At 63.1% G+C, this 14,549-nt stretch carries 15 protein-coding genes; 1 reads left to right on the forward strand and 14 read right to left on the reverse strand.

Annotated features, from left to right (window positions below; genetic code table 11):
- Position 1 precedes the first annotated feature (1 nt).
- The 12 genes from cheY to flhD form a co-directional block, all read right to left on the reverse strand.
- Complete coding sequence (cheY, locus tag C2L65_RS15420; RefSeq protein ID WP_028364056.1) at positions 2–397, reverse strand: chemotaxis response regulator CheY; 396 nt, start codon at positions 395–397, stop codon at positions 2–4.
- A 73-nt stretch (positions 398–470) separates the two neighbouring features.
- Complete coding sequence (locus C2L65_RS15425; RefSeq protein WP_042305173.1) at positions 471–1,574, reverse strand: protein-glutamate methylesterase/protein-glutamine glutaminase; 1,104 nt, start codon at positions 1,572–1,574, stop codon at positions 471–473.
- A 5-nt stretch (positions 1,575–1,579) separates the two neighbouring features.
- Positions 1,580–2,380: a chemoreceptor glutamine deamidase CheD gene (cheD, locus tag C2L65_RS15430; protein WP_042305155.1), complete on the reverse strand. Its 801-nt coding sequence runs from the start codon at positions 2,378–2,380 to the stop codon at positions 1,580–1,582.
- Complete coding sequence (locus C2L65_RS15435) at positions 2,377–3,315, reverse strand: CheR family methyltransferase (RefSeq protein ID WP_042305172.1); 939 nt, start codon at positions 3,313–3,315, stop codon at positions 2,377–2,379. The genes cheD and C2L65_RS15435 overlap by 4 nt, the downstream gene beginning before the upstream one ends.
- 248 nt (positions 3,316–3,563) lie before the next feature.
- Positions 3,564–5,351, reverse strand: coding sequence for a methyl-accepting chemotaxis protein (locus tag C2L65_RS15440; RefSeq protein WP_042305154.1), 1,788 nt, complete (start codon positions 5,349–5,351; stop codon positions 3,564–3,566).
- Positions 5,352–5,436: 85 nt separating this feature from the next.
- Positions 5,437–5,964 (reverse strand): chemotaxis protein CheW, encoded by a 528-nt coding sequence (locus C2L65_RS15445; protein ID WP_042305153.1) that lies wholly within the window; start codon positions 5,962–5,964, stop codon positions 5,437–5,439.
- A 45-nt stretch (positions 5,965–6,009) separates the two neighbouring features.
- Positions 6,010–8,307 (reverse strand): chemotaxis protein CheA, encoded by a 2,298-nt coding sequence (cheA, locus tag C2L65_RS15450; protein WP_042305152.1) that lies wholly within the window; start codon positions 8,305–8,307, stop codon positions 6,010–6,012.
- A gap of 73 nt (positions 8,308–8,380) precedes the next feature.
- Positions 8,381–8,743, reverse strand: a complete 363-nt coding sequence (locus tag C2L65_RS15455) for a response regulator (protein ID WP_042305151.1) — start codon at positions 8,741–8,743, stop codon at positions 8,381–8,383.
- A 70-nt stretch (positions 8,744–8,813) separates the two neighbouring features.
- Positions 8,814–9,932 (reverse strand): flagellar motor protein MotB, encoded by a 1,119-nt coding sequence (gene motB, locus C2L65_RS15460; protein ID WP_042305150.1) that lies wholly within the window; start codon positions 9,930–9,932, stop codon positions 8,814–8,816.
- Positions 9,933–9,944: 12 nt separating this feature from the next.
- Positions 9,945–10,805, reverse strand: a complete 861-nt coding sequence (gene motA / locus C2L65_RS15465) for a flagellar motor stator protein MotA (RefSeq protein WP_007581537.1) — start codon at positions 10,803–10,805, stop codon at positions 9,945–9,947.
- A gap of 159 nt (positions 10,806–10,964) precedes the next feature.
- Positions 10,965–11,576, reverse strand: a complete 612-nt coding sequence (gene flhC / locus C2L65_RS15470) for a flagellar transcriptional regulator FlhC (RefSeq protein WP_042305149.1) — start codon at positions 11,574–11,576, stop codon at positions 10,965–10,967.
- A 130-nt stretch (positions 11,577–11,706) separates the two neighbouring features.
- Positions 11,707–12,027: a flagellar transcriptional regulator FlhD gene (flhD, locus tag C2L65_RS15475; protein WP_007581541.1), complete on the reverse strand. Its 321-nt coding sequence runs from the start codon at positions 12,025–12,027 to the stop codon at positions 11,707–11,709.
- Between the two features lie 673 nt (positions 12,028–12,700).
- On the opposite strand from flhD, the gene C2L65_RS15480 reads away from it, so the two are divergent.
- Positions 12,701–13,765 (forward strand): glycosyltransferase family 4 protein, encoded by a 1,065-nt coding sequence (locus C2L65_RS15480; protein WP_007731003.1) that lies wholly within the window; start codon positions 12,701–12,703, stop codon positions 13,763–13,765.
- Positions 13,766–13,866: 101 nt separating this feature from the next.
- Here the strand turns inward: C2L65_RS15480 and C2L65_RS45500 are convergent, their stop codons facing one another.
- Both C2L65_RS45500 and C2L65_RS15485 read right to left on the reverse strand, forming a co-directional pair.
- A complete protein-coding gene (locus C2L65_RS45500; protein WP_156132247.1) occupies positions 13,867–14,010 on the reverse strand; it encodes a hypothetical protein in 144 nt (47 codons plus the stop codon).
- A gap of 67 nt (positions 14,011–14,077) precedes the next feature.
- On the reverse strand, positions 14,078–14,380 hold the full coding sequence (locus C2L65_RS15485) for an H-NS histone family protein (protein WP_007581545.1): 303 nt from the start codon (positions 14,378–14,380) through the stop codon (positions 14,078–14,080).
- Positions 14,381–14,549 lie beyond the last annotated feature (169 nt).

Consider the following 14,549-nt stretch of genomic DNA (forward strand, 5'->3'; position numbering starts at 1 on the left):
ATCAGCTCCCGGTTTTTGCCATCTTCTCGAGAATCTTGTTGAGCTTCTCGTCGAGCGTCGCAGCCGTGAACGGCTTCACCACGTAACCACTTGCGCCAGCCTGAGCCGCCGCAATGATGTTTTCCTTCTTCGATTCTGCCGTCACCATCAGCACGGGCAGATGCGAGAGCGTCGCGTCCGCGCGGATTTCCTTCAGCATCGCCAGGCCGTCCAGGTTCGGCATGTTCCAGTCCGAAATCACGAACTCGTACGCACCGCTGCGCAGACGCGCAAGACCCGCCGCGCCATCTTCCGCTTCGTCGACGTTCGAGTAGCCCAGTTCCTTCAACAGATTGCGAACGATCCGGCGCATCGTCGGAAAGTCGTCCACAACCAGAATCTTCATTCCCTTATCCATTTCCTGTTCCTTTTCCCCAATCCAGATCGTGCGGTGGTCTTCGGCTTATCTCAATTTTGCGCCGAGGCTCGCATCATACGCGTTGAACGCGATCGCCCATTGCGGACAAACGTGCCATCACGCGACGGCTCATTTCAGACAGCGACGCGATTTCGTCCGCGGCGCCCATCGCGATCGCCTCGCGCGGCATACCGAACACGATGCAGCTCGCTTCGTCCTGCGCGAGCGTGTACGCACCCGCTTTCCTCATGTCCAGCAGACCCGCTGCGCCGTCGCGTCCCATGCCCGTGAGAATCACGCCGACAGCGTTTTTCCCCGCATGCTGCGCCGCCGAGCGGAACAACACATCGACAGACGGACGATGCCGGTTGACCGGCGGGTCGTCTGACAGATGCGCAATATAGTTGGCCCCACTGCGAGCGAGCAACAGGTGAGCGTGGCCGGGTGCGATATACGCATGACCGGGCAGCACGCGTTCGCCGTGCTCTGCCTCTTTAACGGTAATCCGGCACAAACCATTAAGGCGTTGTGCAAAAGATTTTGTGAAACCGGGCGGCATGTGTTGCGCGATGAGCACAGCGGGCGCATCGGGCGGCAGCGGCACGAGCACTTCGCGGATCGCTTCCGTGCCACCCGTCGACGCGCCGACGATGATCAGCTTTTCCGTCGACACGAGCGGATTGTTGAAGAGCGGCGCGGGTGTCGCGGCATGCGCAGCGGCGCCCGTGTGCCCGGCGGCCGCTGCCGCATGCTGCGCGGGCGCGGCCTGGCGCACGCGCGCGCGGGCTGCCGCGCGGATCTTGTCGGCGAGCTTTTCCGAGTAGTCGAGCATGCCGTCGCGAATGCCGACTTTCGGCTTCGTCACGAAATCGACAGCGCCCAGTTCGAGCGCGCGCAGCGTGATTTCCGAGCCGCGCTCGGTCAGCGACGACACCATCACGACGGGCATCGGACGCAGGCGCATCAGCTTCTCGAGGAAGTCGAGGCCGTCCATGCGCGGCATTTCGACGTCGAGCGTCAGCACGTCCGGGTTGTGTTGCTTGATGAGGTCTCGCGCGACGAGTGGATCGGGCGCCGTGGCGACGACCGTCATGTCGGGTTGCGAGTTGATGATTTCCGTCATCAGGCTACGAATCAACGCCGAATCATCGACGCACAATACTTTGATCTTTTGCACGGTGCTCACGCCTCCTCTACTGTCCTGGCGTTATTTGGTTGGGTCGGGCGCGCGGTGGCGCCAAATAGTTCGATACGCGGCTTCGCGCCAGCCGGGCGCGCAGCGCCCGTTCCCGAAGCCTGGTTGGCTCCCGCCGATCCGCCCGAGCCGAACAGCTCGATGCGCGGCTTCGCGGCAGTGGGCGACGAAAACAACTCGACGCGCGCACGCGCTTTCGCGAGCCGCTCGGCGCGCTCTTCGGCCGATTGCCGGGCGAGCGCCTGTTCGCGTTCCGCGACGCCTGCTTCCTGCTGAAGACGCAGCTTTTTCACCATCACCTGACCGGTACGCGGCATGAACGCGACCTTGCGCGGATGCTTGCCCTCCAGGTCCTCGGCGACGATGCGGATTTTTTCGAGTGCAAGGTAACGGCGCACGAACTCGGAGTTGCGGTCTCCGATGTTCATCGTCGTCATGCCGGCGAGCACGGCGGCACCGCCGAACACCTTCGCTTCGAAGCGTTCGCGTCGGCCGCCCGCCTTGATCAGCTCGTTGATCAGCACTTCCATTGCGTACGCGCCGTAGCGCATCGAGTCCGACGCGGCTTGCGCGACGTCGGCGCCGTCGTCGGGCAGCATGAAGTGATTCATGCCGCCAATACCCGCTGTGCGGTCCTGGATGCAGGCCGCCACGCACGAGCCGAGCACGGTGACGAGCACCATGTCTTCGCTCGTCGTGTAGAACTCGTTCGGCAGCAGCTTCACGCCGGGGCGCTGGAAGTGGTTGTCGTAATACAGGTTCGTTGCGATCGGCAGGGTGCTGCTCATGCTGGCACCCCGCTCGTTGCACGTTGAGCCGCGCGGCCGGCAGCTGTCGCAGCGCCTGCGTCGCGTGTCAGTTCATAGACGGTCTGTCCGCGCAGACGGAACGCCTGCGTGACATACGTGAAATTCTCCGAATGCCCGGCGAACAGCAGGCCGCCCGCCTTCACGAGCGGCTCGAAGCGCGACAGCACCTGACCCTGCGTCGGCTTGTCGAAGTAGATCATCACGTTGCGGCAGAAGATTGCGTCGAACTGCGTGTTCAACCGGTAATCGCGATCCGTCAGGTTCAGTTGCTCGAAGCGGATCATCGCGCGTACTTCGGGACGCACCTTCACCATCCCCGCGTGCGCGCCCGTGCCCTTCAGAAAGAAACGCTTGAGCCGTTCCGGCGACAGGTGCTTGACCTGATCGAACTGGTACGTGCCCGCTTCGCCCTTCGCCAGCACCTGCGTGTCGATGTCGGTGGCGAGTACCGTCGCCTGGCGCGCGGCATGGTCGCCGAGCGCTTCGATCAGCGTCATCGCGATCGAATACGGCTCCTCACCCGTCGATGCCGCTGAGCACCACACCGACACGGGCGCCGGACGGCGCGCGACGAAGTCCGCGAGGATCGGAAAGTGATGCGCTTCACGAAAAAACGCGGTGAGGTTCGTCGTGAGCGCGTTCGTGAACGCTTCCCACTCGGCGGGATCGTTGTCCGCCTCGAGCATGTCGAGGTACTGGCGGAACGAGTCGAGCCCGCGTGCGCGCAGCCGTCGCGCGAGGCGGCTGTACGCCATGTCGCGCTTGTGGTCGGACAGCGAAATGCCTGCGCTGCGATGAATCAGCTCACGAATCCGTGCGAAATCCGCCGATGTGAACTCGAAGTCGCGTGCCTGTTCGCCGGATCTTCCCGGCTCTGCCCGTTCAGGGCGTGATTGCGCGCGCGTTGCCATCATCATGTCTTCCGTCTGCCATAAGGAGCGCCGCACCGCCCGTCGATCCCGCCAATGCCGCCATTGCCTTCGATACTGCTTGCGATGTTGCATGCGCTGTCGCCAGCGCCGCGGCCTTCTGTTCTACCTGTTCCCACTGCCCTTCCCACGGCCCGATCCAGCCTGCTGCACGCGCGCCTTCACGACGCGTCGCGCTGAAACGTCCATCACGGGACGATGTGCCGGAAGTCCGCATCTCGATCCATCGTCCTTCAGAACGTTTCCCAGTCGGCATCGGACGTGGAGGCCACGGCCGCCTGGCGCGGCGCGGGTTCAGCCGCCGCGACACTCGGCTTGCGCGCCACCGGTTCGGCGCGCGTGTGCGCTGCCGCTTCCGGCTTCGCGACGGCGGGTTGCGCATGAACCGGCTTCGCGTGTGCAACGGCCGCCTTCACGCGGCTCTTCGCCGTGTTGGCAGTCGGCATCGCCTTCGTTGCCTGCTGCGCGCCGCTCACGCGCCACTGTCCGATCACCGTCTGCAGCGAGCGCGTCTGCTCTTCGAGCGACGCCGCCGCGGCGGCAGCCTGTTCGACGAGCGCCGCGTTCTGCTGCGTCACTTCGTCCATCTGCACGACGGCGCGGTTGACCTGCTCGATGCCGCCCGACTGTTCTTCCGACGCCGCGCTGATCTCGCCCATGATGTCCGTCACGCGCCGCACGGCCTGCACGATCTCGTCCATCGTCGTGCCGGCGCGACCGACGAGCGCAGAGCCGCTCTGGACCTTGTCGACCGAGTCGCCGATCAGCTCCTTGATTTCCTTCGCCGCGCTCGCGCTGCGTTGCGCGAGGCTGCGCACTTCGCCCGCGACAACCGCGAAGCCGCGGCCCTGCTCGCCGGCGCGCGCCGCTTCGACGGCGGCGTTCAGCGCGAGGATGTTGGTCTGGAACGCAATGCCTTCGATCACGCTGATGATGTCGACGACCTTGTTCGAGCTGGTCGCGATACCCTGCATCGTGCTCACCACCTGGCCCACCACTTCGCCGCCGCGCGTCGCGATGTCCGACGCGTTCACGGCAAGCTGGCTCGCCTGACGTGCGTTGTCGGCGTTCTGCTTCACGGTGCCCGTCAGTTGCTCCATGCTCGACGCCGTTTCCTGCAGCGACGCCGCCTGTTGTTCGGTGCGCTGCGACAGGTCCGTGTTGCCCATCGCGATTTCGCGCGCGCCTGTATCGATCGACTCGACGCTCGTGTGTACCGAGCGGATCATCGTCGACAGGCTGTCCTGCATCGCCTTGACGGCCTTGAACAGGCGGCCGATTTCATTGGTGCCCGACGTGTCCACGTGTTGCGACAGGTCGCCCTTCGCAATGCGCTCGAAGCACGTGACGGCATCATCCAGCGGCTGCACGATCATGCCGCGCATCGCGAAGCGGATCGCCACCACCAGCACCAGCGCAACCACGATGACGCCGATGATCGCTGCGCGCAGCATCGACATCTGCGCGACGGTGTCCGCCTGCTGCTGTTCCGCGTGTGCCTGCAACGCCTTGACCACAGGCGATGCCGCGTTGTCGTACGCGACGAACATCGGGCTGATCTTCGTGTCGGCGATCGCGTGATAGCCGGACAGATCGCTTGCGCGCAGCGCCGTGAACTCGGGGTTCACGCCGTCGTTGATGAGCGCCGTGCGCTTCGCGACCACGGCGTCGATCAGCGTCTGATCGATGCCGTTCTTCGGCGTGTTCAGAAACGCCTGCCAGCTTTCATTCGATTTGCCGAGCAGTTCGGCCGCGCGGTCGAGCACCTGCTTCGATTGCTCGATCTCGCCTGCCGCCGTCAGCGCGTTGACGCGGTCGAGTGACACACGCGAGCGCAACAGGAACGAACCCGAGTCGTTCAGCGTGCGGATCGCGACCATGTCGCCGCGCGCCATGCTGTCGAGCGCGTCGCCCGAACGGCTCAGCGCGGTGAGCCCGAGCGCCCCGACGATCACCGTCAGCCCAACGAGAATGATCCCCACGACGGTCAGCGTCGTCCGGATCGACCATCTGCTAAGCATTGTTTTGCTCCCTGATTCTGCCGATGGAAGCCGGCGCTTTCGCGCCTGACTTCCATCCCATGCGAGGCTGTCGTTTCTGCCTGCCTTACTTCCCGAGCGCTTCCGTCAATGCCATTTCCCGGCTGGTCATCAGCTTTTCGATGTCCATCAGGATCAGCATGCGGCCGTCGACCGTGCCCAGGCCCGTCAGATATTCCGCCGTCAGCGTCGCGCCGAATTCCGGCGCGGGCATGATCTGGTCGGTGGCGAGCGTCAGCACGTCCGACACGCCGTCCACGACCATGCCGACCACGCGGCCCGCGACGTTCAGGATGATCACCACCGTCTGATGGTCGTACTCGACCCGTCCGAGGTGGAACTTGATACGCATATCGACGATCGGCACGATGATGCCGCGCAGATTGATCACACCCTTGATGAACTCGGGCGCATTCGCGATCCGCGTCACGCTGTCGTAGCCGCGGATTTCCTGCACCTTCAGGATGTCGATGCCGTACTCTTCGGCGCCGAGCGTGAAGATCAGGAATTCCTGACCACTCGCGTCGGCTTGCGCGTCGCGGCGGCCGATCGAACCGGCTACGCCGTTCGAATTGATGGATTGGACTTCTGCCACGTTAGCCCCCAAACGGTTGGGATGAGTTGAGTTTCAGTTTCAATTTCAGGCGAGCGCCAGCGACGCACTATGCGACGCGCGCGTCTCGCGGTTCAGCGCCGCCACGTCCACGATCAGCGCGACGCTGCCGTCGCCGAGGATGGTCGCAGCGGAAATGCCGTGTACCTTGCGGTAGTTCGTTTCGAGGTTCTTCACCACCACCTGCTGCTGGCCGACCAGTTCGTCGATCAGCATCGCGAAGCGCCGTCCTTCCGTCTGCATGATGGTGACGATGCCTTGCGTCGGATCGGTGCGTGCGTCTTCGACGGAGAACACCTCGTGCAGCGCGACGAGCGGCAGATATTCGCCGCGCACGCGCACGACGCGCTCGCCGTTCGCGACCGTGTAGATGTCGTCGGCGCGCGGCTGCAGTGACTCCATCACGAAGTTCAGCGGCAGAATGAAAATCTCGCTGCCCACCTTGACCGACATGCCGTCGAGAATCGCCAGCGTGAGCGGCAACACGATGCGCGTCGTGCTGCCCTTGCCCGCGTGCGACGTGATTTCGACGTGACCGCCCATCGACTGGATGTTCCGCTTCACCACGTCCATGCCGACACCGCGGCCCGAGACGTCCGTCACCTGCTCCGCCGTCGAGAAGCCCGGCAGGAAGATCAGGTTCCAGACTTCGTCGTCCGTCATCGTGTCGCTGACGGTGATGCCTTGCTTGGCGGCCTTCGCGAGAATCTTGTCGCGGCGCAGGCCCGCGCCGTCGTCGCTGACCTCGATCACGATGTTGCCGCCGTGATGGGCCGCCGACAGCACCAGCTGGCCCGTCGAATCCTTACCCGCTGCCTTGCGCGCCTCGACCGTTTCGATGCCGTGGTCGAGGCTGTTGCGCACGAGGTGAGTCAAAGGATCGATGATGCGCTCGATCAGGCTCTTGTCGAGTTCGGTCGCCTGACCGAAGGTGACGAGTTCAACCTGCTTGCCGAGCTTCGCCGCCAGATCGCGCACCAGACGCGGGAAGCGGCTGAAGACGTAATCCATCGGCATCATGCGGATCGACATGACGGCTTCCTGGAGATCGCGCGCATTGCGCTCCAGTTGCGCCATGCCGTTGAAGAGGCGGTCGTGCAGCGCCGGGTCGAACGTGCTGGTGGTTTCGGCCAGCATCGCCTGCGTGATCACCAGTTCGCCGACCAGGTTGATCAGCTGGTCGACCTTTTCGACGCCCACGCGGATCGAGCTGCCTTCGCCCGCATTCGCGGCGGCCGCCGGACGTGCCTTGCGATCGCCTTCGGCGGATGCAGGCGCGGCCTTCGGCGCGGCGGGCGCGGCTGCGGCGGCTGGTGTAACGATTGCGGCCTCGGCCGGAACAGGCGCCGCTTGTGCTGCGGCTTGCGCCACTGCGGGCTGCGCGACCGGCTGCGCGGCGGCAGGCGCCGGTGCAGCAGCCGCCGGCTGCACGACAGCGGCCGGCGCCCCCGCGCCGCCGCTCGCCATGCCCCCCGCATTCGCCGGCTCGGTCTGCGCGGCTTCGGATGCTCCAGGCGCACCCTGTTCCGCACCGTTTGCCGGCGCTGCGCCGCGGCCGATCAGGATCTGACTTTCGTCGATCACGAAGCAGCACACGGCGACGATATCGTCGGACGACACATCGGATTCCAGCCACAGCGTGATATCGCTGCCCGTCTTCACCTGTCCGACGATACGGCCCAGGTTGCCCAACTCTTCGGTGAGCAGTTCCTGGTCCTTTTCCCCAACGCCCCGTAGCGTAATTTTCAGATGGGGTCCTGCAGCCGCATCGGATGAAGCAGCGCCGGTCTGTGCCGGTTCGTTGTCTGCCCAAACGCCTGCGGCTTCTACTGCCTGTGCAGCCTGTTCGACCACGTGCTCCGGCGTATGCCCTTGCACGGCTGCCGCTTGCGGCGCAGCCGCGGCAGGCGCCGCCGCTGCGGGCGCGGCGCCGCTGCTTTCCTTATGGAGCTGTTCGAGCTTCGCGCAGATCGCGGCGGCGGTGGCCGCATCCGGCTCGGCGCTCGCGCGATAGTCGGCGAGCTGGCCTGAGAGCACGTCCTTGGTTTCGAGGAACGTGTCGATCATGTCCTTGCGCAGCACGATTTCGTTGTTGCGCGCGCGGTCCAACAGCGATTCGAGAATGTGCGTCGTCTCGGTCAGCGCCGTGAAGCCGAAGGTGGCGGCGCCACCCTTGATCGAGTGAGCCGCGCGAAAGATAGCGGCGAGATCTTCGGGATCGGGATGGCCGACGTCCAGGTTCAGGAGCAGTTGCTCCATCTGCGCGAGCAGCTCGTCCGCTTCGTCGAAGAACGTCTGGTAGAACTGAGTGATGTCGAGAGTCATGCGTGTGTCACCGCGAGAGTCCTGGCTGCTATGCCACTTCCAAATATCGGTTGCTGCCTGCTGGCTGCCGCGCTCAGGCGAGCGCAGCGACCAGTTCGGTCAGCATGTCGGGGTCCAGCGGTTTTTCGATCCATCCTGTGGCGCCCGCATCGCGCGCCGCTGCCTTGAAGGGCTCGCCGGATTCGGTCGTGAGGACCAGGATCGGCGTGTCGCGGTACGCGGGGTTGCCGCGCAGCGCGGCGATCAGATCGAGGCCCGTTCGGCCGGGCATGTGCTGGTCGGTCAGCACGAGATCGAACGGCATCGCCAGCGCGTTTTCGAGCCCTTCGTCGCCGTCGGCCGCGAGCGTCACCTGATAGCCGGCATCCGTCAGCGTCGCGGCAAGGATTTGCCGCATCGATGCCGAATCGTCGATTGCCAGAATGTGCCTGATCATTCAATCCTCACTGCGCTCACGATGGATCAAGGTTGCGCCGCCATCGGCGCATCCGTTATCCCGCTATCTGTCATTGCGTCGCCGTTGCAGGCGCCGCGCTCTTGTCTGTCGCTTCAGCCGGTTCAGCCGCGCGCTGCGCGACCGCGCTGGTTTCCGTCGCTTCCTTTTGCATCGCGTGCGGCGCTTTGGCGGGCGGCGACGGCGGTTGCGCGGCGGGCGGTGAAACCGGCTGGGTAATCTTTTGCAGCAGCGGCTTGTTCGAGCCCGCGGCGTCGTTCGACAGCGTGGTCGAGCTCGAGTCGTCCTGCATCAGCGCGTCTTCCGAGCGCTTGTTCAGCACGATGATGCTGATGCGCCGATTTTCCGGGTCGAGCGGGTCGGCCTTGTTCAGGTTCTGCGTCGACGCGAGGCCCAGCACGCGCAGCACCTTCGCTTCGTCCATGCCGCCCGCGATCAGCTCGCGACGCGACGCGTTCGCGCGGTCCGCCGACAATTCCCAGTTGCTGTAGCCCTTCTCGCCGCCGGCGTACGGCACCGCGTCGGTGTGGCCCTGCACGACGATGCGGTTCGGCACGTCGTTCAGCGTGTTGCCGATCGCTTGCAGAATGTCGTGCATGTACGGCTGGACAATGGCCTGCGCGGTCGCGAACATCGGGCGCTTCTGCGTATCGACGATCTCGATGCGCAAGCCCTGCAGCGTCGAATCGATGCGGATCTGCTGCTTGAACTGGCGCAGCACCGGGTTCGCCTCGATCGCGGCCATCAGCTTGACTTGCAAGTCATGCAGGCGGACTTGCTCACGGCGCTCGACGGCGCCCTGCAACTGCTGCATTGCCTGGTCGTCGGCACGCATCGCGGTGTGTTCGGCACGGTTGGTCGAGCCGTCCGACTGACGCGTGATGCCGTCCTTGTCGGTCGAGATGTCGCGACCGCCGCCGGGAATCTGGCTCGAATCGACGGCACTGCGGTCGCCGCCCCACAGCGTGATCTTCAGCGGCTGGTTGAAGTAATCGGCAATGCCCTTCAACTGCACCGTCGAGGCCGAACTCAGCAGCCACATCAGCAGGAAGAACGCCATCATCGCCGTCATGAAGTCCGCATACGCGAGCTTCCACGCGCCGCCGTGATGGCCGCCCTTCTTCGGCGCTGCGCGCTTGACAACGATTGCGCGGTCTTTGTCCTTGCTCATCGCCCGCGTTCCTTATTTCGCCTTCACGCGGCGCACGTGTTCTTCCAGCTCGGCGAACGACGGGCGTTCAGTCGAGAAGAGCACCTTGCGGCCGAATTCGACAGCGATTGCGGGCGCATAGCCGTTCAGGCTCGCGAGGATCGTCACCTTGATGCACTGGAACATCTTGGTCGACTCGGTGACGCGCTGTTCCGCGACGCTCGCGAGCGGCCCGATCAGACCGTACGACAGCAGAATGCCGAGGAACGTACCGACCAGCGCCTGCGCGATCATTTCGCCGAGCACGGCGGGCGGCTTGTCGGCCGAGGCCATCGTGTGGACCACGCCCATCACGGCCGCGACGATACCGAACGCAGGCATCGCGTCGCCGACCTTCATCAGCGCGTGTGCGGGCGCTTCGCCCTCGGCGTGATGCGTTTCGATTTCTTCGTCCATCAGACTTTCGATCTCGAACGCATTCATGTTGCCGCCGACCATCAGGCGCAGATAATCCGTCAGGAATTCGACGATGTGATGATCTGCAAGAATCTTCGGGTACTGCGTGAAGATCGGGCTCTTCTGCGGATCGTCGATATCCGCTTCGAGCGTGAGCGTGCCCTCCTTACGCGCCTTCGCCAGCAGGACGTAGAGGAGCGCCATCAGCTCCATGTAAACGTCCTTGTTGTACTTGGCGCCTTTGAACAGCGTCGGAATCACGCGCAACGTAGCCTTGATCGTCTTCATCCCGTTGCCGAGGATGAACGCACCGAGACCCGCGCCCGCGATCATCAGCACTTCGACGGGCTGCATAAGCGCGCCCAGGTGGCCGCCCTCCAGCGCATAGCCGCCGAAGACGGACAACAGCGTAACGAGTGTTCCCACGAAAATCAGCACTGCCGAGCCCTCTCGAAAAGCGACGGAGACCGTCGTTATTCAGGTTTACGGCAAGCAGTCGGAAAACTTTGGCGGAATGCGCGCCGGACTGGGACGGTGTTAACCAGAGTGCCCCCGCGCGACAGGCGAAGGCTGCGCGACGGGCGCTCCGGCGGCCTGTCAGACGACCGTGACGACGGCCTCAGGCAAGGCTTCAAGCGTTTCGTCGAGCGACACGCCGAGGGCCGCTTGCGCTTCCTCGTAGCGCGCGTCGGCGGCTTTCCGGGTCTTACCGGCGCGCGACGGCGGCGCACACAGGCCGCATACGAAGCCGTGCTGCGGGTCGTGCGCGTGTGCGACAAATTGCCCGCGGCAACGGGTACACGTCGTCATCTGCAGCATGCCGGAGTCGAAGAAGCGCACCAGCGTCCACGCGCGCGTCAGGCTCAGCGCCGGTTCGTCGTGGTGCATGCGCGCGTGTTCGAGGTAGAGCCGGTAGGACTTGACGATCGACTGGATCGTCACGCAGCCGCCCAGCCCCGACATGAAGCGGTAGATGTTGTAGAACAGCGAAGAGTGAATGTTCGGCTGCCACGTCATGAACCAGTCGGTCGAAAACGGCAGCATGCCCTTGGGCGGCGATACGCCCTTCACTTCCTTGTACAGCTTGATGAGCCGGTCGCGCGACAGCGTCGTCTCCGCCTCGAGCAGCTGCAAGCGCGCGCCGAGTTCGATCAGTTCAATCGCCAGGGTGATTTCCCTGACTTCGAGCACCACGCTTTTCTGTGCCATCCGCGTCGCTTCCCGTGTCCGTTGTCGTTTCCCGTCGGCGCGAACGGCCGGGAAAAACGATAAAAGCGCCGTGTCCGGCGCGCGTAGGGTGCGTCTGTCCCGGCGCCTGCGCGCCGGCCGTCGGCCAGTCTCAGCCGATCTGTTCGACGGGCTGGCCCGCCATCAGGATGGCGGAGTGCGCCTGGGCGACGGCGGACGATTTGCCCTTGTCGGCCAGCGACGAGAGGATCTGGTGATCGTCGAAGCGGAAGCGGCACAACACCTGGTTCGATGCGGCCAGCTTGACAGTCTGTGCGAGCGACAGGTTGGCGAGCACGTCGGCGAGCTGCTCCGAGATGCCCATGCGGAACATTCCCATTGGCTTGTCTTCGCGAAGCAAACGCTGCGCGAGTAGCAGATAGGACAAGTTCACTTCCCTAATTTCATTGAGCATGTCACTTTGGGTGCTCATTGAATCCCCCGATTCAAATCTGGCTGGTCAGGCCTGGTAAAACGTTTGCTCGCTCGCGTTAAAAAAAACCACGAACGGCACGCTTATGGTCAGCGTGCATTTTCCCGAAAGGGGCAGTCGATGAAAATCGGACAGGCACCCCAACTCATTGACGGAAAAATCCAGGATTTCTGTAGGAGTTTTTCCTACAAATTTTCGCGACGGGGGATTTTGGAGGGTATTGGCGCGCTGAATGCGCCGACTACTTACACGCGCGATCGGCGTGAAAGGTTTGGGAAGCGGATTATGCGCCCATATTTGAGCGGAAACAAAGCGAATTTCGCAGCGATATGTTCGGCAGCGCACCATTTGATCCGACGAATCGACTGTGCAACATGCTGCGTCAATCGACCCAAAGTGCGGCGGATATTGCCTCGATGCCCGTCGTCGCGAGCTTTCCGGCAGCATCCGCGGAGTTGTTACGCATCATGTTTCGCGCTGTAACAACATTAAGTGTTTGAAAAATAGCTCGAATTGCGGCTCGCGATCCCGATAATGGCACCTAGGGATAACCCCATTTGGGCATCCTGCCAAGGGCGGCGGCACACCGCGCCCAACCGTCCGAAAGGCTTCCGCTTATTTGCCACACGCAAAGCAGCGCCGCGCGAAGCCCGTTTGCACAAGGAGATCACGCATGCGAATCGCACAAATCGCACCGTTGTACGAAGCTGTCCCACCGAAACTCTATGGCGGCACAGAACGCGTCGTGTCGTATCTGACCGAGGCACTGGTCGATCTGGGTCACGATGTGACGCTCTTCGCGAGCGGCGATTCGGTGACGTCCGCGAAACTCGAAGCCTCGTGGCCGCGCGCGCTGCGTCTGGATCCGACGATCCGCGACGCGCTCGCCCCGCACATGCTGCTGCTCGAGAAGGTTCGGAAGGTCGCGCACGAGTTCGACGTGCTGCACTTTCACCTCGACTATCTGCCGTTCCCGCTCTTTTCGACGCTGGATACGCCGTTCGTGACCACGCTGCACGGCCGTCTGGACCTGCCGGAGCTGCAACCGGTGTTCGACACGTTCACCGATGCACCCGTGATCTCGATTTCGGATTCGCAGCGTTTGCCGCTGCAGCAGGCCAACTGGCTCAACACGATCTATCACGGCCTGCCGGAGCAGCTGCTTACGCCGCAAACGCACAAGAAGCCGGAATACCTGGCATTCCTGGGTCGGATCTGTCCGGAAAAGCGCGTCGATACAGCCATCAAGATCGCCGCGCAAAGCGGTCTGCCGCTGAAGATCGCCGCCAAGGTGGACAAGGTCGATCAGGAATACTTCAAGACGGAAATCGAGCCGTTGCTGTCGATGGCGCACGTCGAGTTCATCGGCGAAATCAACGAGGCGCAGAAGCCGGAATTCCTGTCGGGCGCGAAGGCACTGCTGTTCCCGATCGACTGGTCGGAGCCGTTCGGCCTGGTGATGATCGAGTCGATGGCTTGCGGCACGCCCGTGATCGCGTTCAACCGTGGCTCGGTGCCGGAAGTGATCGACCACGGCGTGACTGGCTTCATCTGCGAAGACGTGCAGGGCGCCGTGGCCGCGCTGCAACGTATCGACGACCTGTCGCGCACGGAAATCCGATCGCAGTTCGAGCGCCGTTTCAGCTCGAAGATCATGGCGCAGAACTATGTAGACAGCTATTCGGCGATGCTGGAAGCAACGCGCCGTCCGATGCTGCGCCGCGTGGCAGTGGGTTGATCGCCGGATTGCACAGGTCAACTCTGCCGATGCCGCGACAGATTGCGTAATTTGTTCACTTGAACGTTTGCGCTGTCATTCAAAGACAGTTATTGCGCCTCTCACACGAAAAAGCCGCCTCCCCAGGCGGCTTTTTCTTTTCCGGCGTTCGGAACCGGATCGGCAATGGAAGCGCTTTCTTCAATGCGCCGCAATGCGCTTTTACCGAATGAAGCTATCCCCGCTTCAGACGGCTTACCGCGCATTAACAGAATCCGAAAGGTGGCGAATTTTGCCAGATCGCCTTCAGGCGGCTTTCGCCGTTTCCCCTAATTAGGCCTGCCCGATCAGAAAGCGCTCGCGGTTCTTGCCGGCAATCCACTTGGGCGGCTTTCCCCGGCCGCTCCACGTGTTGCCCGACTTCGGATCCTGATATTTCGCAGGCAACGGCGCCTTTTTGGGCGGGCGTCCGCGGCGAGCCGCCTCGGCAAAACCCAGGTCATGCGCGTTAAGTCCGTATTCGGCGATTTTCTGGCGGATTTCGGCAATCACATTGCCTACTTCACTACGACGCGCTTCGTCCGCTTCCTGCTGCAAGCGGGCAATCTGCGCCTTGAGATCTGCGTATTGTGACATTTGGGCTCCCCTCTTTTTCTAAAAGTGGTTAGCACGGAGATTAGCCCGTGCTAACGAAATTCGCAATGGCGGCTAATACCGCGCTATCAAAAGTTTTCGTCTGAGTATTTATAAAGCGGCACTGAATTGTTCAAACCGCTGGACTTTTATCACGAAATAATTCCCCGTT

The organism is Paraburkholderia terrae, assembly GCF_002902925.1.
Lineage (GTDB): Bacteria > Pseudomonadota > Gammaproteobacteria > Burkholderiales > Burkholderiaceae > Paraburkholderia > Paraburkholderia terrae.

What these genes read in the sequence shown, in the direction of transcription:
- cheY (WP_028364056.1), bottom strand. Translation starts at nt 397, where the DNA reads ATGGATAAGGGAATGAAGATTCTGGTTGTGGACGACTTTCCGACGATG.
- cheD (WP_042305155.1), bottom strand. Translation starts at nt 2,380, where the DNA reads ATGAGCAGCACCCTGCCGATCGCAACGAACCTGTATTACGACAACCAC.
- C2L65_RS15435 (WP_042305172.1), bottom strand. Translation starts at nt 3,315, where the DNA reads ATGATGGCAACGCGCGCGCAATCACGCCCTGAACGGGCAGAGCCGGGA.
- C2L65_RS15440 (WP_042305154.1), bottom strand. Translation starts at nt 5,351, where the DNA reads ATGCTTAGCAGATGGTCGATCCGGACGACGCTGACCGTCGTGGGGATC.
- cheA (WP_042305152.1), bottom strand. Translation starts at nt 8,307, where the DNA reads ATGACTCTCGACATCACTCAGTTCTACCAGACGTTCTTCGACGAAGCG.
- C2L65_RS15455 (WP_042305151.1), bottom strand. Translation starts at nt 8,743, where the DNA reads ATGATCAGGCACATTCTGGCAATCGACGATTCGGCATCGATGCGGCAA.
- motB (WP_042305150.1), bottom strand. Translation starts at nt 9,932, where the DNA reads ATGAGCAAGGACAAAGACCGCGCAATCGTTGTCAAGCGCGCAGCGCCG.
- flhC (WP_042305149.1), bottom strand. Translation starts at nt 11,576, where the DNA reads ATGGCACAGAAAAGCGTGGTGCTCGAAGTCAGGGAAATCACCCTGGCG.
- flhD (WP_007581541.1), bottom strand. Translation starts at nt 12,027, where the DNA reads ATGAGCACCCAAAGTGACATGCTCAATGAAATTAGGGAAGTGAACTTG.
- C2L65_RS15480 (WP_007731003.1), top strand. Translation starts at nt 12,701, where the DNA reads ATGCGAATCGCACAAATCGCACCGTTGTACGAAGCTGTCCCACCGAAA.
- C2L65_RS45500 (WP_156132247.1), bottom strand. Translation starts at nt 14,010, where the DNA reads ATGCGCGGTAAGCCGTCTGAAGCGGGGATAGCTTCATTCGGTAAAAGC.
- C2L65_RS15485 (WP_007581545.1), bottom strand. Translation starts at nt 14,380, where the DNA reads ATGTCACAATACGCAGATCTCAAGGCGCAGATTGCCCGCTTGCAGCAG.